The sequence below is a fragment of the Flavobacterium sp. CG_9.1 genome (assembly GCF_015751645.1).
Classification (GTDB): Bacteria; Bacteroidota; Bacteroidia; order Flavobacteriales; family Flavobacteriaceae; genus Flavobacterium; species Flavobacterium xanthum.
Genome location: NZ_JADOVC010000032.1, coordinates 22,691 through 44,767, shown reverse-complemented (window position 1 = coordinate 44,767; position 22,077 = coordinate 22,691). Strand labels below are relative to the sequence as shown.

The following is a 22,077-nucleotide window of genomic DNA, read 5'->3' as shown; positions in this document are numbered from 1 at the left end:
CGTCTGAAGAGTCCCATTAAATTATTTTATTTTTTGCAAAACAAAAATAAGGGATTCTCAGGCACTTTTAATTTCTGACTTTCGGATAGCAGTGAGTTTACTTAAAAAGAGCACCTTTTGTTAAAGATTAATATATTTCTATTTTGCATTATCATTTATACATAAATTCGCTTTCGAAATACTTTTGCTTTTAATAGAAACAATTGCATAGATAAGTAAAAACTAGATTATGAATTAAAAGAAAAAACAATTAGCATATTTTGAAATCACAAATTACCAATAAATATTTAAAATTATCAAACTATACCATTGATATAGAAAATTTTGAATTGCAACTCCAAACACACCCGGATTACCCAAGTATTAAGTCTATTACAGACACTTTTGATTATTTTAATATTGAAAATTTAGTTGCAAAAGTGCCTAAGGAGGCGTTAGAAAAATTGCCTAAATATTTTATTGCACTATTAAAAAAAGATCGTGATTTAAAACTGTTTTTAGCTGAAAAAAAGAAAAACAGGATGACAGTAACTGACGAAAATTTAAATAAGCAAACATTGAATTTTGATGATTTTAAAGAAAGTTGGGACGGAACAATTATAGCCATTGAAGATAATAAACTGGAGAGTGATATATCGAGTTTATTTAATTTTAAAAAAATAGGTTTCTTAGTTTTTGGCATTATTACGTTAACCAATTTATTTAACTTTGATAAGATTGAAGTGTTTATTTACAATACCCTTTCATTAGTTGGACTTTTCATCAGTTATTTTATTATTGAAGAAGCATTTGGTATTCACAATAAAACTGTAGCTAAAGTTTGCGAGACCGTTTCAAAAGCCAATGGTTGTAGCGGTGTTATCAATCATAAAAAGGGTAAATTATTCAATACAATTTCTTTAAGTGATGCTTCGATTGTTTATTTCATAATTAATCTTTTAACGCTCATTGGTACTGGATTTAGTTTTAGTGTGCTCTTCTGTATCTCAGTTTTTAGTATTCCAATTGTTTTAATTACACTTTATTATCAGGCATTTATTTTAAAACAATGGTGCGCTTTATGTTTAGGTGTTTCAACTGTTTTGGTTTTACAATTTCTTGTTTTGTCGGTAAATTTTGAAGGATTGGATTTCGACATTGCTTTCTCATTGAAATACTTATTTACTACATTTTTGGTTGTTTTAGTTTGGCGCAATCTAAAATTACTATGGGTCAAAAACTCAAAATTAGCTTCGGTAGAAATGGAATTTTTAAAGTTCAAACGCAATAAAGAGTTGTTTGATAATTTGCTAATAAAGCAAGAACTAATTAATAACAATTTAATTGCAAAAGAAAATAAAATTATTTTTGGTTCTAGAAACCCTTTAATCATTATAAATGCGATAACCAATCCATTGTGTGGTTTTTGTGTGGAATCATTCCAAACATATTATAAGTTGTTGAAAACCCAGAAAGACATTCAGATTAATTTTATTTTTAGTGTTCCTGTTGAAGGTAATAATAATCCTGCCACGCAGATTGTTAAGTCTATTCTTCACATTTATTTGAATGAGAGTAAAGAAAAAGCTTTTGGGGCTTTGAATGATTGGTTTCAAGAAAGAACAATAAGTAAATGGCAAATTAAATATAAAATGCCAGTAAATTTTGATAATCGTATTGTTACGATTTTAAAAGCACATCAAAATTGGTTGAATGTTAACCATGTGTACCATACACCGGCAACCATGGTAGATAACTACTATTATCCAAAGGCATATAATATAAATGATTTGTTGCTGTTCGTGGACGATATGTTATTGGAACAAAAAGAACTCATTTTAGAAACGATATAAAAAAAAAACGTACCCTAAAGTGTGGTAGCAAAAGCATTCTTGCAAGAGTAGACATAAACTTAAGTGTCTTTAAATTATTGAGCAAAATTAATTACAAATTTTTTATTTTATGTTAAAAAACATTTTAAATTTAGAAGGTGTTGCAGTTTTAAATAAAGTGCAACAAAAAAGTATCAATGGTGGAATAAACTATTTGAGCGATGGAAGTATGTGTCCTCAGTCGCAATGTACAAGTAGTTCAGAGTGTACAGCTCCTCATGCCACGTGTGAAGCATTTTCATGTGATAAGGATAAAACTTATAATCAGTGTTATTCATCAAGAGTATAATTTTTTAATTTAGAGAGGGAAGAGCGTTTTTCCCTCTCCTTTTACGTAAAAACAGTTACAATGAAAAAGATCTTGAAGAGAATTGCAATAATTTTAGTTTGTCTGTTAGCACAAGTCTCCATTTCTCAAACAAAGCAAATAAAATTAAAGTTAACAAGTAATACTGATACCTTTAACTTAAATCAATACGAGTTGGATTTAAGACCTTTGTCCTATACTGATAATTTCACAGGAATCCCTTTGCTGGATTCTTTAAGGTTTCATTTCGTTGCAATTGATTATGTTCAAAATACTTTCGATCTGCTAAAAAATAATAAAATCGAAAGGAAAAGAGCGCTTGAATATTTTAAAAAATTAAAAATAGATACGCTAAGCTTATCGCAAAAGACTATTGATCAAGAACTAATAATACTAATAGGGTTTAAAAAGAACAAACAAATACTAATTGCAGATACCAATAAGAATAAGAATTTTAGTGATGAAATTAAATATGAATATGAAATAATTCAAAATGGTGATGAGCAGGCTTTGGTAAATAGTTATTTACCTTCAGTTTATAAATTTGAGTATTTTGAAAATAATCAAATAAAAAATTTTGAAAGAAAGTTTGTTTTACGACCTGATAGAAACAATGTAATATCCCAAAAGATTAGTAAAGAAGATATTCCTTATTTATCCTTTATTAAATTTGTAGATGCCTGGGTAGGGAAAGTAGATGGTTATGAATTTTATTTTTCTGATTTTTATGCTAAAAGCCAGTTTTATGTTAAAGATAAAAATACCAATTTTTCAAAAGATTTTATTTTTAATAATATGTACAAACATTCCTTTAAAGATACAATCACTATTAATAATTTAAATTATACAATTAAAAGACGGTTAAAAATGGATTCATTGTATCTAAATCCAATTAAAAAAAGGTCTATCAAACGGTTTACAATTGAGAATAAAATACCACTAAACTATTCTTTTAAAGATTTAGACAACAGTAATTTTATTCTAAAAGATGTTTTAAAAAATAAGGATTTTTTACTTTTAGAATTTTGGGGTACTTGGTGCGGACCTTGTATTAAATTCTATCCACTAATTAGAAAATTTTATGAAACAAACGAAAAAAAAATAAGTATCCTTGGCCTTGCCGTTGATGAATCAAATAAAAAGGTAGTAGAATATGTGAAAAAAAATAATGTCAAATGGCAACAAGCATTTATGAAATTAAGTAGCAGAAATAATTTTATAGAGCAACTAAATATAATAGCATATCCAACAATCGTTTTGCTAGATAAAAAAGGTGAAATTAAATTTGTTGGTGCAGGAAACACAATTTCTTTAGAAATCATAAGTAAAATGATTGCAAAATAATTAGACTATTACAATTTATACACTCAAACACGAATTATCAAAAGATTTTAACTGTAATTTTTTGTAAAAAGTCTTTATTTGGTATTATTACGCGGTGCCTAGCATGTATAAATAGCTTAAATTTGTTGGAGAAGATATAATTAAGGTCTTTCAAACAGATAAAATTTTTTTCATTAAAAAAGAATAGAAAAATTCACATCAATCGATCAAAAATTATGTTGCTCATTAATAAGGAGCTCTATTTAAGAAGAAAATGATCAAAAAATTCCCCAACTACATACAAGCAGACTTTAAAGACTGCGGCCCCACCTGCTTAAAGATCATTTCCAAGCATTACGGCAAAAATATAAACATTCAAGAGTTACGAGATTTTAGCGAAACTACTAGAGAAGGTAGTAATCTTTTATTTTTAAGTGATGCTGCAGAAAAAATAGGGTTTAGAACATTAGGCGTGAAATTGAATGTGAAAAGGTTAGAAGAAGCGCCTTTGCCTTGTGTGTTGCACTGGAACAGGGAGCATTATGTGGTGCTTTACAAAATAAAAAAAGGAAGCTATTTCATTTCAGATCCCGCATTTGGATTTATAGAATACAATCAACGGGATTTCATTAAATTCTGGATTGGTCACAATGCCAGTGATACTACCGTGGAGGGAATTGCTCTATTGCTGGAGCCTACGCCAAAATTCTTCCAATCAGATTTTGATAAAGAAGACAAAAAGGGTTTAGGATTTGGTCTATTGGCTCAATACGTCTTAAGGTACAAGTCGTTCCTAATACAGTTGAGTATTGGGTTACTGGCAAGTAGTTTGTTGCAGCTTATCTTTCCATTTCTTACCCAAAGCATTGTCGATGTTGGGATTCAAAATCAGAATATTCATTTTATCTATTTAATCCTGTTTGCGCAATTGTTTCTTTTTGCCGGAAGAACGGGTTTAGAACTGATTAGAAGTTGGATTTTATTACATCTCTCTACCCGTATCAATATATCCATGATTTCAGATTTCTTTATTAAGTTAATGAATCTGCCTATCTCCTTTTTTGATGTGAGAATGACGGGTGATATCATGCAGCGTATTAATGATCATCATCGGATTGAACGAATCCTGACTACTTCGTCATTAAATGTATTGTTCTCAGTGATTAATATGTTTGTAATGGGAGGCGTTTTAGCGTATTATAACCTTCAAATATTCTTTGTTTTTTTTGCTGGAAGTATACTTTATTTTGGTTGGATCACTTTGTTTTTAAAACGAAGAGAAGTATTGGATTACAAACGATTCTCTGAAGTTTCCCAAGAACAAAGTAAAGTCATGGAGCTCATTAACGGAATGCAAGAGATAAAACTGCATAATGCCGAAAAGCAAAAACGCTGGGGATGGGAGTATGCGCAAGCGAGATTATTTAGAGTATCAATAAAAGGATTGGTTTTAGAACAAACGCAAACTATTGGCTCATCAGTAATTAATGAGTTGAAAAATATTTTCATCATTTTTCTTTCTGCAAAACTAGTTATTGATGGTTCCATTACCTTAGGGATGATGCTTGCAATAAGTTCTATAGTGGGTAGTTTGAACGGTCCTATTGCGCAATTGATTGAGTTTGTTCGTGAAGTGCAGGATGCTAAAATATCTTTGGCGCGTTTATCTGAAATTCATGACAAAGAAGATGAGACGCAACAAGAAGCACATCAAACTCATATTATCCCAAAAGATGCTGATATTATAATTAAAGACCTTTCGTATCGCTATTTAGGTTCTGATATTCCGGTATTGCAAAATTTAAACTTAATAATTCCTGCTCACAAGGTTATGGCAATTGTAGGGGTAAGTGGCAGCGGAAAAACAACCTTGATGAAATTATTGCTTAAATTTTACGAGCCAGACAAAGGCGAAATCAATTTAGGGAATAGCCAATTAAAAAATATATCACAAAAATCCTGGAGGTCTAATATTGGAGCCGTCATGCAGGAAGGATTTATTTTTAATGATACTATTGCCAATAATATCGCTATTGGGGTTGATATTATTGACAAAGAAAGGCTCGTTTATGCCGCAGATGTGGCTAATATAAAAGAATATATTGCAGGTTTACCGTTGGGTTATAATACTAAAATCGGCTCTGAAGGAACGGGAATGAGTACGGGACAAAAGCAACGTTTATTGATTGCTAGAGCGGTGTATAAAAATCCTGAAATGCTCTTTTTTGATGAGGCTACCTCGGCATTAGACGCCAATAACGAAAAGGAAATTATGGGTAAACTGGACACTTTCTTTAAAAATAAAACCGTAGTAGTAATCGCACACCGTTTAAGTACGGTCATGAATGCAGATCAGATTGTGGTTTTAGACAAAGGTAAGATCATAGAAATAGGGAGTCACTCTGCATTAGTGGAACAAAAAGGGAATTATTTTGAATTAGTTAGGAATCAATTACAATTAGGAAATTAGTGTCATGGTAGAGGATAATACAGCATTTGAATTACGTAGCGAAGAAGTTCAAGACATACTTACTCGTGTGCCACACTGGATGATCCGTTGGGGAACAGTTGTAGTTTTTGGAATTATTATAATGCTTTTCTTCGTGTCTTGGTTCGTTAAGTACCCGGATGTTATTACAACACAAGTTATTATTACAACAAACATTCCTCCTGAAAAGTTAGTCGCTAAAACTTCTGGTAGAATCCAATCTATTTTGATTGCTGATAAATCTATTGTGGTTGCAAATACTCCTTTGGCAATAATTGAAAATCCGGCCAATTTTAAAGATGTGTTTTTGCTAAAAAGTATCCTGGATACATTAAAAATAAACAGTAGCGAAAGTAAATTTCCATTTGAGTTATTAAGAAATGTCCAATTAGGTGATGTGGAAAGTGCGTTTTCCATATTTAAAAAAGATGTTGTAGCTTATGACCTCAATTCGAATTTACATCCTTTTCAAATTGAAAATAATGCGAATAGCTCCGAAAATATTCAGATTAAAGAGCGGTTAAATCTTTTGCAACAGCAAAAAGATATCAATGAATCTGAATTGCAACTGCAGAAAAATGATGTTAACCGATTTGAAACCCTTTTTAATAAAGGGGTTGTTTCTGCTCAAGATTTTGATAATAAGAAATTGGGATACCTCCAAGCTCAGAAAAATTATAAAAGTTTACTAAGTAGTATTTCACAATTAAAATCTTCGTTGATCAGCAATCAAAAAAATAGTGAAGGCACAAGAATTAGCGGAAAAATAGAGGAAGTTAATTTAGAAGGAAATCGTATTCAGTCATTTTATCAACTGAAGAAGGTAATTAAAGATTGGGAGTTGGCTTATGTATTGAAATCATCGATCGCAGGAAAAGTGTCTTTTTTGCAAATTTGGACAGCCAATCAAACCATAAAAGCGGGTGACAATGCGTTCTCTATAATTCCTACAAAAGAAAATAGATATATAGGAAAGGTTAAGGCGCCGGCTCAAAATTCAGGAAAAATTAAAATTGGCCAACAAGTTAACATACGCTTGGCAAATTTTCCTGACAGAGAGTTTGGTACGTTAACTGGAAAAGTAAAAAACATATCGTTAATACCAGATACCGACGGGAATTTATTGTTGGATATTTCGCTACCTGAAAACCTGAGAACCAATTATAATAAAATAATTCCCTTTCAGCAAGAAATGACTGGAAGCGCCGATATTGTTACCGAAGATTTACGATTAATAGAACGTTTGTTATATCAGTTTAGGGATGTTTTTAATCGGTAATTTGCTCTATACTACTTTTTCACAGGAAACTAAATTCAAATTTTCTTGGTGAATTTTATCCCGTAGAACATGCATAAACACTTTTATTTATTTGAAATGTTAGTCTGTCAGAATATGCGGAAGGGTGCTCTAAGTTTAATTATTAAATTTAACATAATTTACGTGAAAACTACCTCAATTGTTAAAGTAGTTAACTGATCTGTTCTTATTTTATTTCAAGTTGTTACTTTCGTTTAAATATTCTTAAAATTTTATAGAATAAAATCACGAAAAACAACTTGTAATGAAAAAAATTATCTATGTGTTGCTACTTTTGACTGTTACTTCAATCAGAGCCCAAGCAGATCGAATTACTTTTTCGTATGATGATGCAGGAAATCAAGTAGTGCGCAAACTATGTTTTGGTTGTACAACTTCTAAAATGATGAATGATATCCCAAAAGAAATAAGTGCATTGAAAGAAGAAGATTTAGTCAAATTTTTTCCTGAAGATGTGATCTCTTATTACCCGAATCCAGTTAAAGAGGAGCTTTTTATTAAATGGGACCTTAAAGATGATAATCTGGTCAATTCGATTCATGTTTATGGGTTGAGCGGTCAGTTGCTGAAATCATTTGTTGGACAAGAGAAATATAATGCGCAAAATATTCCTTTCCATAGCTATCCTGCCGGCACATATGCAATTGTTCTGTTTTATAATACCGGTGAACAAAAAGCAATTAAAATCATCAAACAATAGTATATGAAGCATTTTTACTTAACGCTTTTATTTGTAAGCTATAGCTTATTCATTTCAGCTCAAGAAATAGGAGGAACTCCAGTTCAAGGTTTAATTCCAATTAAAAGGACTACATCTAGTTTTATAGATAAAACATCGAGTACGACTACTCGAATTAATGGAGCGGCTAAGATGCTTTCTGCAGCTGCAATAACACCCACAGGAAATTCTGCAGAAGTTGGAATAACTGAAGGTGAATTAGCTGTTTCACTTACTGGTGGCGCAAGTTATGCTATTCCTATTGCTGTTCCCCCTGGAATTAATGGAGTCGTACCACAAATTGGTTTAGTTTATAATAGTCAAGGAGGCAATGGACTGGCTGGTTATGGGTGGAATATTGCAGGAGTTTCGGTTATAACTCGTATTCCTTCTACTAAATTTCATGATGGGATTATTGACGGGGTAGATTTTAATGATTTAGATCGTTTTGCATTTGATGGGCAACGATTGGTTGTAAAAACCGGAACAAGTGGAAGTTATGGTGCTACCGCAACGGTATATGAAACCGAAAGTTTTTCCACGGTTAAAATTACCTCTTACGGAGTGCATCCTAATGGAGCTAATTATGGCCCTGCCTATTTTATAGTAGAGTATCCAGATGGATCGAAAGCCTATTACGGTAATTCGAGTGATTCTCTTTCTATTAATGATTGGGCAATTACGTATTGGGAAAATCCACAAGGGGTAAGGATTAGTTATGCCTATAACAACGCAAACAATAGTTTAAGTATTGCCAGTATAAATTATGGTTCATTGCTGGGTGCCACGGCGATAAATAAAATTCAATTTACATATAAAAGCAGACAACGACCTGAACAGTCCTACATTGGAGGACAGAGTTTTTTAACAAATTCAATATTGAATGATGTAAAAGTTATTGGGAATGGAATTGGTTTCAGGAATTATACTTTAGCTTATGACGTAACTTCTCTTGGCTATGAACGTTTAACTAGTATAACTGAAAAAAGTGGCGATAATACTAAAAGCTATAATCCTACTGTATTTAGTTATGAAAATACGGCAGAAACGATTAGTTACGGTGGAGTTGGTGCTGATTTATCAGCGGGAAATATTAATAGTCAAAATTCAGCAACTTTGACTGGAGATTTCGACGGTGATGGTAAAATGGATTTTTTACTATATCCTACCACGGGCACCGCTAGCAAAGCAAAATATTGGCTTTTTACAGATATCAGCTCTCAGACGAGCCTTAACTTAGGCTATGAGCACCCAGTGGGTAAATTTGATGATATTTTTACTGTTTCATGGTTAAATTTCAACAATAAATTAATGCCGATACAGGGATGGACTGTTCTTAAAGGACTTTCAACTGATGCTACCACATTTACAACCTATTCTACAGGAACGGCAAATCCTATTTATTTTCAGAATGAAAAATCGTATCAGTTTCCAAAATTCACCTACTATGACGATTATAACTGTGGTGGTAATCCGAATGATCCTCAGCCATATATTTCAAGTGGTTCTGGAAGTCCATATGATACAATGGAAGAAGCGCCACCACAGCCAGTTCCTGTGGAAATTATTGTACCTAAATCGTCCTATGACGGTGATTTTAACGGAGACGGTTTAACAGATGTAGTAATAATTGAAAAATCAATATCCTATTATAACAATGCAGGTTGCTATGGTTATAATAGAACACGACCGGGAGGAACAGCCTATTTTGTTAATCTTGATCGTAGAATGAATGATAATTTTGTCAATCAAGCTGGTTACATTACATCTAAAGATAATAGTGTGTTTAAGGTCGCGGATTTTAATGGAGACGGGAAATCGGACATACTAGTTTTTGATGCAGGCTATGTAAATGTATATACTCTAAATGATAACAATTATTTTGTTTTGCTTTATCAGAAACCAACATCTGACGCCCATATAGTTCTCGATAAACCTATTTTGATGGGCGATTACAATGGTGATGGTAAGATAGATTTTATAATTCCTAAAGCATATGGTAATAATTATGCAAAATATACATCAACGGGTAATTCATACATAAAATCAGATGTATCATACAGCATACCTTATCAACAAAATAATTCGGCTGATACCTTTCAAATTATTCCTCAAGACTTAAATAATGATGGTAAAACTGATTTGATTTTATCTAGAACTTACAGAAACAATACCGGTCAAACAGCTACAATTGGAGGTGTAAATTCGTACCAAAAAGGCTTTGTAAGTATGCGCTTATTCAGGAATATGGATAGTAATTTTGTTTCAGATATTTATACTGATACAGGGCTTCAAAGTAATATCTTAGCTTATCCATTACCTATTGTTCTTACTGCAGATAAACCTAATAGAAATCTTGAAATTGCATTTATCTCGGATAAGAAAATTCATTATTTCCAATCACAGAAGGACTTTAATAAAGAGCGCCTACTTCGTACAATCACTACTGGTAATGGTGTTACCGAATCTATAACTTATCAGCCATTAGACTCCCATTCTAATGAAGGCTATAACTCCATCTATACTCATAGCGGCTATACAGAAGTATATCCTAATGTGGATATTGTAGTGGCACCAACTTTTCAAGTGGTGACTAAACTAGAAAAACAAAGTAGTAACGTTTACAAAAAACAGTTGTTTTCGTATTATGGGGCGGTCTCTAATGTAGAAGGTATTGGTTTTCTTGGTTTTCGTGGAACTATGCGAACTAATTGGCATGATGACGCAACAACTCCTACCTCTAGCATATCTAAAAATGACATTAGTTTAAGAGGTGCAAATATTGAGAATTATTCAGTTCTTTATTTGGCGTCGCCTTCTAGTAGTACAACGCCTTCTAATTTTATTACAAAATCGTTAGTGACCTATGAAAGTGAACTGTTGCCAAATAAAGTTTATAAAATTAAGAACACTTTTTCACAACAGTTCAATGGGTTGGATAACACTAGTAATGAGAATAGTGCGATATATGATGAATATAATAACCTAACGCAGTCAACTACACTTTTAAAACAAGCAGGAGTGACCCAACAAACTACCACTACTAACCTTACTTATGCTACCCCAACAACTACGCCCTATTACGTAGTAGGTAGACCAACAAATAAAACCCAAAGCGCAGTAGTAACCGGAGACACAATGACTTCTGAAGAGCAATATACTTACAATACGGGTGGTTTATTGACTAAAATAATGAAGCAAGGGCATAATACTAACTTTATTACTGAGGATAATGTGTATGACACTTTTGGTAATATAACCAAGAAAACAATATCAGCACCTGGACTCTCTTCTAGGGTCACAAATTATGAGTATGAAGGATCAGGACGGTTCCTGACAAAAAGTACTGATATAGAAGGATTATCAACAACATTCGTCTATAATACGGCTAACGGATTACTCAACTCAGAGACCAATCCTTATGGTTTAACAACAAGTTATACCTATGATTTCTTATTTAAGAAGACAAAAGCAACTGATTATCTTGGTAAAAGTGTTATTGTTACTTATTCTAAAAATGGGGGTGATAGCAGTATTGTAACTACAAGCGATGACGGCAGTGCTACCGAAGAATTTTTTGACGATTTGGGTAGAAAAATAAAATCAGGAGCAAAAGATATCTCCGGAAATTTCTCCTATGTGTCTTATGGCTATGATAATTACGATAGAAATACTAAGGTTAGCGAACCTTATTTTGGCACTAGCCCTACACAATGGAACGAAACTCAGTATGACACTTACGGTAGGTTACTTAAAAGCATCGCTTTTACAGGAAAAACTGTAAACATGACCTACACAGGACTTGTGACTAAAGTAGATGATGGAACCAAGATCAAGGAGTCAACTAAAAATACCATTGGTAATGTGGTCACTATGAAAGACACGCCAGGCGGCACAATTAATTACACCTATTTTGCCAATGGGAATCTTAAATCCTCAGATTATGATGGAGTTGTAACCACGATTGAACAAAATGGTTGGGGACGAAAAACCAAACTTACTGATCCTTCGGCAGGCCCATATACTTATGCTTATAATATATTTGGCGAAACCCTAAGTGAAACGACTCCAAACGGTTCTACAACCTATACACTGGATCCAGCTACAGGAAAATTGATAAACAAAACAATAGTAGGTACAAATACAAATACCGCCACAACCTATAACTATGATAGTGCTAGTAAGCTACTAAATTCCAGTAGTTTTGTAGATGCTCGGGAAAATAATGCAACAACAACGACAGTGTACACTTACGACAGTACTAAAAGGGTAGTGAGCAGTACTGAAACAACACCTTATGCAACATTTACAAAACAACTTACGTACGATGCTTTTGGAAGGTTGAATACTGTAACGTCAATAGCAAGTGCAACTGGTAAATCTAGTGCTAAAACGGTGCAACACACTTATAAAAATGGGCAAGCTTGGCAAATTATTGATACGGCTAATTCTCAAGTATTATGGCAAACTAATACGACGAATGCGAGAGGGCAACTTACAGCTGCCACGATGGGTAACGGAAATATTGCGATTACAAATACGTACGACCAGTATGGTTTTGGAACACAATTTAAGCATGATAGAGTTGGAATTACGCCTGGAAATGTGATGACTCTCAATACGGTATTTGACCCACTCAAAGGGAATCTAAGTAGTCGTACCAATAGTTTGTTCAATTGGAACGAAAATTTTCAATATGACAGTTTAGATAGGTTAACCACCTATACTAACGCGCAGGGGTTACAAGAAACACAAACCTATGATGATAGAGGTCGAATAACAGAAAATGCAGTAGGAACTTACGCTTACACCAATAATGCCAAAGCGTATCAAAACACTTCGGTAGCGCTAAGTCCTCAATCTAATGCATTTTATAAAAATAGGGAAGGAATTTTTAATGATGATTTTGAACAACAAAAGAATTGGGATATATATGAACCGTCAGTATTCACTTATGATAGTACAGCAAGTAAAACAGGAACTGTATCTTTAAAAATAAATAATAATACTTCGGGCGAAAAAGTGGTTCACTCAAGTGTTTGGATACCAATTGACAATGCTGTAGCTACAGAATATACGTATTCGGCTTGGGTAAAAAGTAGCGGCCCACAAGCAGAGTTGTTTCTATTTATGAAAACGAACACAGAAGCAGGGTATTACACTTTAGTTAGTCAAAAGGTAACTGATGTAATAAACGATTGGGTACTTATTGAAAACAACTTTTTAGTTCCAGCCAATATTAAAAAACTAAACCTTCGTTTAGATAATAACGGTTTAGGTAATGTATGGTTTGATGATGTAAAAATACGAAAAACGGATAATCCCGTTACTGCTGATAGAGAGCTAAGAGTAACCTATAACACATTTAAGAGTCCGTCAGAAATAGAAGAGACAGGAGTCGATATAATTAGTTTTACTTATAATGACGATAACAGTCGTAGCACCATGTTTTATGGTGGAACCGGACTTAAAGAAACCCGTCAATACCGAAAATATTACAGTGCCGATGGCAGTATGGAGATAAAACAGAATATGGTAACAGGGGCTGTAGAATTTGTTACCTATATAGGTGGCGATGGCTACACCGCACCTTTAGTAGTAAAAAGTGACGGCACAACCCAAAATTATTTATATTTACATCGCGATTATCAAGGAAGTATTCTAGCAATAACGAATTCCTTAGGGCAAGTAGTAGAAAAACGATTGTTTGATGCTTGGGGAAATATTGCTAAAGTGCAAGACGGAGCCGGTAACACGTTAAACGGTCTTACTATACTGGATAGAGGGTACACTGGACACGAGCATTTGCAAAGTGTGGGACTCATACACATGAATGGGCGTTTATACGATCCTAAGTTGCATCGATTCCTGCAACCTGATAATTATATACAGGATCCTAGCAATACGCAGAACTATAATCGCTATGGGTATTGTTGGAATAATCCCTTGAAATATTCGGATCCTAGCGGAGAGTTTACTTGGAGTGATTTATTTGCAGCTGCTGCAATTGTTGCAGGTGTTATTGTGGTAATTGCTTCAGCTGGTACTTTGACACCTGTGGCGCAGTACCTTATTGGAGCTGGAGCCGCACATTTTTTAGGTACATTTGCTATGTATGCTAACAATGGGTATAAAAACTGGGATGCTGCTTCGAATTATATAGGTATACAATCGCCTACAATAAATATTAAAACAGGTTGGGGAGATAGCAAACCTAGTAAAAATGGAGTTATTCAAAATGAATCAGTTGTAAAACCTAAAACGGTAGAGGAAGTTAAAGGACATAAAGGAGAGGAACTAAACCCTTCAACAGTTGGACAAAATTTGCCTCTTTTGGGTGGACGCTCTACCTATGCTGGAGGAGATAACCCTAAGACTTATAATAAAGATTATACTTATTCTTATGTTCCAACAATGATAACTGATTATCCTGCAATAGGTCACGATAGACGTTATGATAATTTAGGAATTACAGGAAAAAGAGGTTTATTCTTTGATACAAGGGCTATAGGTGCGGATTGGAAATTTGTATCAGAACAATTTCAACTTGCTGTTATTATGCCAGATCAAGTTACCAAATCAAACGCTTTAATACTTGGTGTAGGACTTGGGGCATTTGCAATACCAAAAACAATATATCAAATAACAAAACCAACCGGCTTTGCTGAAATAATGATGTGGTATTACTATAGTAGTGTTGGTGTTACTAATAAGCCTGGAAAATAAATATTTGCCTTATGAAAAAAATGATTTCTCTATTTATATTGTTTGTTTTTACTTCTTGTGATTTTGCTCCTGGAAGTTATCCGTATGCAGAAGTATATGAATTTGATGTTTCCGAAAAAGTTTTGATAAAAGCAGTTGAAGACTTTAAAAGTAATAATCCTAAATATGTATTATCAAATCAAGAAAGATTTATAGATGGCAGAAGGAATAAAAATGACCATTGGTATCATATTTGGTTTTATTATCCTGATGAAAATAAGATTGTAAAATCTTGGATAAGGGATAATAAAATAGCATTTGTGGGTATTGGAGATGGGATGGATTTAAGTAATTATAAAGAGATCAACAAAGATTTTAGTTGGTCAGAAAATAAAGAAGAGAAGGAAAAATTTGAAAAAGAAATTTTAAATATGATTAAAAAAAAGCTATAAATCCCGCTCTCTGAAGTGTTCTTAAAGTAGTAAAGTTGCAACGAGCAAAAGTCTGTGACTTTGAAATTGAAAATTTTAAATAGTAAAAATGAAAATTTTGTCCTTTCTAAAGAAAAAGCAGAAGAAAATATTTAGTTTGTATTCGATAAAAATAATAACTGTATTAACATATAAACAATAATGAATAAACTAGTAATCATCACATTTGCATGCCTTTGTATGTTGGGCTGTAGTACTGACAACCCAACAGCTAAGATTAGCACTTTTAATATTGAGCTTGCTCCCTCTACAGTCAATGTAACCGTTGATGAACCCTTTACCATTACCGTAAATGCAAACGAAAAAATGGCATTTATGGGCGCATCATTAGACAACTTTGCAACAGGAGGTTTAGCTGATTTGGGTTTTGGAAATTCTTATGTACTGCATTTTAATTTTGATACTCTAGGACAAAAAACGATCCTTGTGAGAGCACAAAACAGTCGAAATGAGCTATCAGAGAAGAAAGTTGTTGTTAATGTAACCCGGGGCAATGCCATTAAAATTACTGGTATGAAAGTACTATCGTTTTATAACATCAATCAAACCTGGGATCCTGAATATGTGGCTACAGATCCAAATCGCCTTGCAGATGTTTATTTCGGCTATAGTAAGTCAAGTCTAAATAATTATTTTGACAGTAAATACAGTATTCGTAAATGGTTTGTTTCAAGCGTTAAAGAAAATCAAGGGGACCTAACATGGAATCTAACTACTAACGAATTATATATTAAACCAAATGGCATTCTAAGATTTGGTTTGGTAGATCAAGATGCTCCTCCTTTAGGTCAAGATTTACTAAATGGTCCGCCAGATTTTAGAGATATTTCATTTGCTGATTATCTTGTTTCTAAACCCAAAACCATAACCTATTCTTTCCCAGAAATAAATTTGCAATTTATTCTGTCGGTGGAATGGTCTAATTAGTTATTTTTCCTAAAAACATTCTGTGAGACTTAAATTACTACTATTATTTTACTTTTTTACGTTAGCATCTTTCGCTCAACAAGAAGCCAGTGTATGGTACTTTGGGATGAATGCAGGACTCAAATTTTTGCCTGATGGTTCTGTTACCGCTTTGAGTGATGGTAAGCTTAAAACGAATGAAGGATGTGCTTCAATAGCAAACAGCAATGGAGATTTATTATTTTATACTGATGGTAGAACAGTTTGGGATAAAAATCATGTCATTATGCCGAATGGTGATTATGCTGGAGGAACAGGTTTGTTGGGAGATATGTCCAGTACGCAGTCTGCCATAATAGTACCTAAGCCAGGAAATGTAAATATTTATTATATTTTCACCTTGGATGAGCCTCATCATGAAAATGCCGCCAAATATCCCAATGCTTTTTCCGGAAATTATAATGAGATGGATAGCGGTAAAACCCCTGATGATGATGATGGTTTAAACAATGGTTTGAACTATTCAATTGTAGATTTAAGTATTGTGGGAACTAATGGTAGTGTAGGAGATATAATAAGCAGGAACAACCACCTGATCACTTATGATACTAATCCTGCTGGTGAAGAAATTAAATATAAATGCTCAGAAAAGTTAACCGCTGTAAAAGATGCCTCAGGAAATGGTTTTTGGGTTATTACACAGTTTACAGATAATGTTTACGCATTCAAAGTAACAGCAACTGGAGTAGTAACCACCCCAGTAAAGTCAGCATTTGTGCCAAGTGTTCCTACTTTTGGGTTTCGTAGAAATGCAATAGGATATCTAAAGGCATCTCCCGATGGAAAAAAATTAGCAGCTGCTTATGATCAGATTGATACAGCGACTAGCCCGTTTAACAATTATAAAGGAGCGGTTTATACATTTGATTTTGACAATTTAACGGGCGTTATCAGTAACTCTCAATTATTAATCAAAGATGTTGTTGCTTATGGTGTAGAATTTTCAAGTAATTCAAAAATTCTTTATGCAAGTTTCGATGCTGCCGTGGGTTCCTATCAGTTGGTTCAATTTGATTTAATGAGTGCCAACATTCCTAATTCAAAAATTCGAATTTTTGGTGGGAATTATGGTATTGGAGCACTGCAATTAGCACCAAATAATAAAATTTATTTTTGCACTTATGGGCTTAATTCTTTGGCAGTTATAAATAATCCCGATGTTTTAGGTTTAGGATGTAATTATGATAAAGAGGGGCAGCAACTCGCTCCAAATACAAAACGTATTTTAGGTTTACCACCTTTTATCACTTCTTTTTTTGATGCTTTTTTTGACGCTAATAATCTATGTTTAGGTTCAACCACTCAATTCGCCTTAAATTCAGCACAAACGGTAACTTCTGCGGTTTGGGATTTTGGAGACGGTACGATATCAAATGCAATTAATCCATCACATAGCTATGCGACCGCAGGTACATTTATAGTAACTGTTACTGCTGCAGGTTTAACAGGTTCTACTACAAAAACCAAAGAGATTGTCATATCGAAAGTTCCCACCGCAACTACCCCACAAAACTTGTTGATTTGCGATGATAATAATGATGGTTTCTACAATTTTGATTTGACTGCTCAAAATGTAGCTATTCTCAACGGGCAAGCTCCGAGTTTATGCACCATAAAATATTTTGCCAACGCAGTTGATTATACCAATAATTTAGCAATTCCTACACCTACTAGTTATACTAATGTTACAGCATACCAACAAGAAACCATACTAGCAGAAATTTCTAATAATGCAAATCCTGCATGCAAAACCACCACTTCCTTTACTATTGATGTTTTTGATAGTCCATTGCCTAATCTTCCTACTAACATTCCTAATCTTAGTAGTTGTGACAATACCAGCGTGGGGACAGAAACTGATGGGAAGGTAGTTTTCGATTTGACACAAAGAGCAAATTTAGTTTTAAACGGTCAGTTGGCTACTCAATTTTTTCTATCCTATTATAGGGATGCAGCTTTAGCACAGGTTATTACATCGCCAACAGCCTATCAAAACACAAATCCCACCGAAACGATTTATGTAAAAATGGTGAATATTGACAATATTGCTTGTTTCGCTATTACTTCTTTTGTGCTACAAGTGTTTGCTTTGCCTGTGATTACTGCTGTTGTCGATTTAAAACAATGTGACGACGATATCGATGGCTTTAGTATTTTTAATTTGGAGGAAGCAATTCCTAAAATATCCAATAATGCCTCAACCGAAACTATTTCTTTTTTTAAAACAATAGCCGATGCGCAAATCAACGTCAATCCAATAACCAATACTACCGCACATACCAATCAAACGGTCAGTAATGATGTGGTTTATGTGCGTGTTGAAAATATGAATAATTGTTTTAGAATCGCAAAATTGAATCTTATTGTTTCCACCACACAAATTCCTCTAAATTTTAGTAAAACTTTTACTCAATGTGATGATACCCTTTTAGGTACAAATAGTGATGGGATTGCTTCATTTGACTTCAGCACAGTCACCAATCAAATTCAATCAATCTTTCCTGCTGGACAATTACTTGATATCACGTATTACAGAAATCTAAATGATGCCTTAGCTGAAAAAAATACAATTGCTAATATTTCTAATTATAGAAACATTGGGTATCCAAACTCACAAAAAATATACATTCGTGTAGATAGTAAACTCAATAACGATTGTTTGGGTTTAGGAAGTCATATTACCTTAAATGTAGAAACAGTTCCCATTGCAATCCCGATTACAGAAACGCATTGTGATGATGATCAAGACGGCATGTTTTCTTTTGATACTGCTACAATTCACTCCCGTTTACTAAATGGATTGAGCAATGTTAGCGTGACTTATTTCGATCAAAATAACAATGCTTTGTCAAGTCCATTACCTAATCCATTTACAACCGCTTCACAAGTTTTAAAAGTGAGAGTAACAAACAATACGCCAACAGCCTGTTCTTATGACACTACGGTCGAGTTTATCGTTTCAGATTTGCCAGAAGCATTTTCGGTGCCAATGACGTTAACTACAGTTTGTGATGACGAGGCGGAAACAAGTACACAGGATGGAAAATTTGCTTTTGATACTTCAACTTTTCAAAACATTATTTTAGGAGGACAAACAGCTATGATTGTTAAGTATTTTGATCAAAATAATAATTTGCTTCCAAGTCCCTTACCCAATCCGTTTGTTACAGCTACTCAAAATGTACGAGTGGAAGTTATTAATCCAGATAATCTTGCTTGTGCTGTAACAGTGACACTTCCTTTTGTAATAAATCCTGTGCCTATTATTAATTTAACAGGGGACGAACTGGTGTGCAGTAACTTAAGCACTTTTACCAAAATTATCAATACAGGTTTACTAGACGTTTCATTAATGGGGAACTACAACTACGTATGGGCTTTTAATAAAATAGTTATTCCAGGAGAAACAAATTATGCTTTAACCGTAAATAAAGCGGGTCTTTATACTGTTGATGTAATTAATATGCAAGGCTGTTCAAGCACGCGAACCATTATCGTTTCCGCTTCAGATATTGCTAAAATCACGGATGTAAACATAGTGGATTTGGCCTCGTTCAATAGTATTACCATTTCGGTAACAGGTGCCGGCGATTATGTGTATGGACTTGATGACGAATTTGGAAACTACCAGGAAGAAAATGTTTTTAACAATGTTAGTGCTGGAATCCACACTGTTTTTGTCAAGGATTTGAATGGTTGTGGTATCGTTGCAAAAGAAGTAGCGGTATTAGGAATTCCGAATTACTTCACGCCAAATGAGGATGGTTTCAATGATTATTGGAATATTAAAGGAACCAATACTGCTTTTAACACAAAAATTATAATTCATATTTTTGATCGATATGGAAAATTAATAAAACAAATTAGTCCATTAAATCAGGGCTGGGATGGGACATTCAACGGGCAACAGATGCCTGCTAGTGATTACTGGTATTCTATACAATTAGAAGACGGTCGGATTTTGAAAGGGCATTTTTCTTTGAAAAGATAGATGAGTTTTGATAAGAATTAAATAAATATTTTTTAACATTCACTTTTGAAAAGCAGAAATTAAGATAAGGATAAGTAATTTTTAGTATTACATGTCTTGAAAAGTTTTTAATTGGCTAATTTCTGAGTATTACCAACATTTTAAAATTTTAACTAAAAAAAGCCTGTTTTTGAAAAATGTTGGCACGTTTTCGATAACAGCCTATTAAATAGCGTATTGTAATTTTGTTTTCGTTCTAATTGCAAAGGATTGAATTATACTATTTCATAAATGCAATGGTTTAAACTAAAACTACAGAAAACATGAAATTTAATGAAAGAATTAAGAATATAGTTCTAGAGACAATTTGCCTGCTATTTGTTCTTCTATTTGTCTATGCAGCAGTTAGCAAATTGCTGGATTTCGAGAACTTCCAAGTGCAACTGGGACAGTCTCCCTTATTAAGTAGTTTTGCAGGTTGGGTGGCATGGACTGTTCCTGTTTTGGAATTACTTATTTCTCTACTGATTATTTTTAATAGATGGAGAATCATAGGTCTTTTTGCTGCCTTTAGTCTTATGATTATGTTTACCACTTATATAGTAGTTATTTTAAATTTTAGTTCTTTTGTACCTTGTTCATGCGGAGGAATTCTTGAAAAAATGGGTTGGTCAACTCACTTAATATTTAATGTTTTCTTTGTCGCTTTATCCGTTGTAGGAATCTGTATTCTTTCCAAAAAAAAAATATCCCAATTTAGTGCAAAGCCATATGCGATTTATCTCTCACTGATTAGCACGGCAGTTTTAAGTACCGGTATCGTGGTCTTATTTTTTATTGTATCAGAAGATATTATGCATCATCGAAATAATTTTGTTCGTCGCTTCCCAGGTGATGCTACAAAAGTTGGAGAAATTGATCTCGATTTTAATTCTTATTATTTTGCAGGGGCTGGTGAGGGCAAAATATATTTGGGGAATTTTACAGCTCCTCTTCTAGTGACCACGATGGATAAGTCTTTACTTAAAAAGAATGAATTTAAGATTCATCCTAATCGAACTGATTTTAAATTTCAATCTGTTCAAGTTCGCATTCTACCTCCAAATTTTTACCTAGTAGATGGAACTGTACCAGTAATCTTTAAAGGAAAAATAGCAGATTGGAATGCTAATTTACAATGGAACGGAGCAATTACTTTTTCTCACTATCAGCTTATTGATTCCCTTAATTTAGTATTTCGATCCAACTACAATATAAAAGGGGAAAGTATTCTTGGAACCTTATATTTTGGAAGTTCTCCAAAAACGAATTTTAATGCCAATCTTTTACAGAAACAGATTGATGGAATTTTTGATGTAGACGGCTATCTTCATTTTGACAAAGCCCTTAATCGGTTAGTGTACATCTATTTGTATCGCAACCAATTCATTGTTGCAGATCAGGCACTGAATATTAACTATCGAGGTAAGACAATAGACACTATTAGTAAGTCTCAGATTAAAGTTGTTGATGTAACAAGTAGAAAAGAGCGCAAACTGGCAGCGCCCCCTTTATTGGTTAATAAGTCTAGTGCGGTTTCTAACAATTTACTGTTTGTCAATTCAGCATTAATTGGACAATATGAACCTCTAGAAATGTGGGAGGAAGCAAGTATCATTGATGTATACAATCTAAACACGAATACCTATGTAGGGAGCTTTTACATTTATGATTATGATGATGAAAAGTTGAAGAACTTTTTTGTGCTGGATGATAATTTTTATGGATTTATAGGAAGTCATTTAGTTCAATATAAGTTAAACAAAGGATTACTATCAACTAATGTAAATAACGATCAAAAGTAGAAAAGAATAATGTCTTTAAAATATACTGGCCAGTGTCGGGGGAACGATCGAAAACCTGTCAAAGAGTAGATCAAAA

The 22,077-nt window shown here is 33.5% G+C and carries 11 protein-coding genes; all 11 read left to right on the top strand.

Going from position 1 to position 22,077, the window contains the following annotated elements:
• Positions 1 to 260: 260 nt before the first annotated feature.
• The 11 genes from IWX83_RS14480 (at position 261) to IWX83_RS14430 (ending at position 22,001) form a co-directional block, all read left to right on the top strand.
• The gene (locus IWX83_RS14480) at positions 261 to 1,832 is read left to right on the top strand and encodes a vitamin K epoxide reductase family protein (protein WP_196830674.1); all 1,572 of its coding nucleotides are present in this window, start codon (positions 261 to 263) and stop codon (positions 1,830 to 1,832) included.
• 109 nt (positions 1,833 to 1,941) lie between these two features.
• On the top strand, positions 1,942 to 2,160 hold the full coding sequence (locus IWX83_RS14475; RefSeq protein WP_196830672.1) for a hypothetical protein: 219 nt from the start codon (positions 1,942 to 1,944) through the stop codon (positions 2,158 to 2,160).
• Positions 2,161 to 2,220: 60 nt separating this feature from the next.
• Entirely contained in the window at positions 2,221 to 3,522 is a 1,302-nt protein-coding gene (locus IWX83_RS14470) for a TlpA disulfide reductase family protein (RefSeq protein ID WP_196830670.1), read from the top strand.
• 256 nt (positions 3,523 to 3,778) lie between these two features.
• Positions 3,779 to 5,971 carry a peptidase domain-containing ABC transporter gene (locus IWX83_RS14465; RefSeq protein ID WP_196830675.1) on the top strand — a complete coding sequence of 731 codons (2,193 nt, stop codon included), beginning with the start codon at positions 3,779 to 3,781 and terminating at the stop codon, positions 5,969 to 5,971.
• Positions 5,972 to 5,975: 4 nt separating this feature from the next.
• The gene (locus IWX83_RS14460; protein ID WP_196830669.1) at positions 5,976 to 7,268 is read left to right on the top strand and encodes an HlyD family secretion protein; all 1,293 of its coding nucleotides are present in this window, start codon (positions 5,976 to 5,978) and stop codon (positions 7,266 to 7,268) included.
• A gap of 283 nt (positions 7,269 to 7,551) precedes the next feature.
• Positions 7,552 to 8,007 carry a T9SS type A sorting domain-containing protein gene (locus tag IWX83_RS14455; protein WP_196830667.1) on the top strand — a complete coding sequence of 152 codons (456 nt, stop codon included), beginning with the start codon at positions 7,552 to 7,554 and terminating at the stop codon, positions 8,005 to 8,007.
• A 3-nt stretch (positions 8,008 to 8,010) separates the two neighbouring features.
• Positions 8,011 to 14,751 carry an RHS repeat-associated core domain-containing protein gene (locus tag IWX83_RS14450; RefSeq protein WP_196830665.1) on the top strand — a complete coding sequence of 2,247 codons (6,741 nt, stop codon included), beginning with the start codon at positions 8,011 to 8,013 and terminating at the stop codon, positions 14,749 to 14,751.
• A gap of 11 nt (positions 14,752 to 14,762) precedes the next feature.
• Complete coding sequence (locus IWX83_RS14445; RefSeq protein WP_196830663.1) at positions 14,763 to 15,182, top strand: hypothetical protein; 420 nt, start codon at positions 14,763 to 14,765, stop codon at positions 15,180 to 15,182.
• Positions 15,183 to 15,362: 180 nt separating this feature from the next.
• Positions 15,363 to 16,148 (top strand): hypothetical protein, encoded by a 786-nt coding sequence (locus tag IWX83_RS14440; protein WP_196830662.1) that lies wholly within the window; start codon positions 15,363 to 15,365, stop codon positions 16,146 to 16,148.
• Positions 16,149 to 16,170: 22 nt separating this feature from the next.
• Positions 16,171 to 20,178 (top strand): T9SS type B sorting domain-containing protein, encoded by a 4,008-nt coding sequence (locus IWX83_RS14435; RefSeq protein WP_196830660.1) that lies wholly within the window; start codon positions 16,171 to 16,173, stop codon positions 20,176 to 20,178.
• A 302-nt stretch (positions 20,179 to 20,480) separates the two neighbouring features.
• Entirely contained in the window at positions 20,481 to 22,001 is a 1,521-nt protein-coding gene (locus IWX83_RS14430) for a MauE/DoxX family redox-associated membrane protein (protein WP_196830653.1), read from the top strand.
• Positions 22,002 to 22,077: the final 76 nt, after the last annotated feature.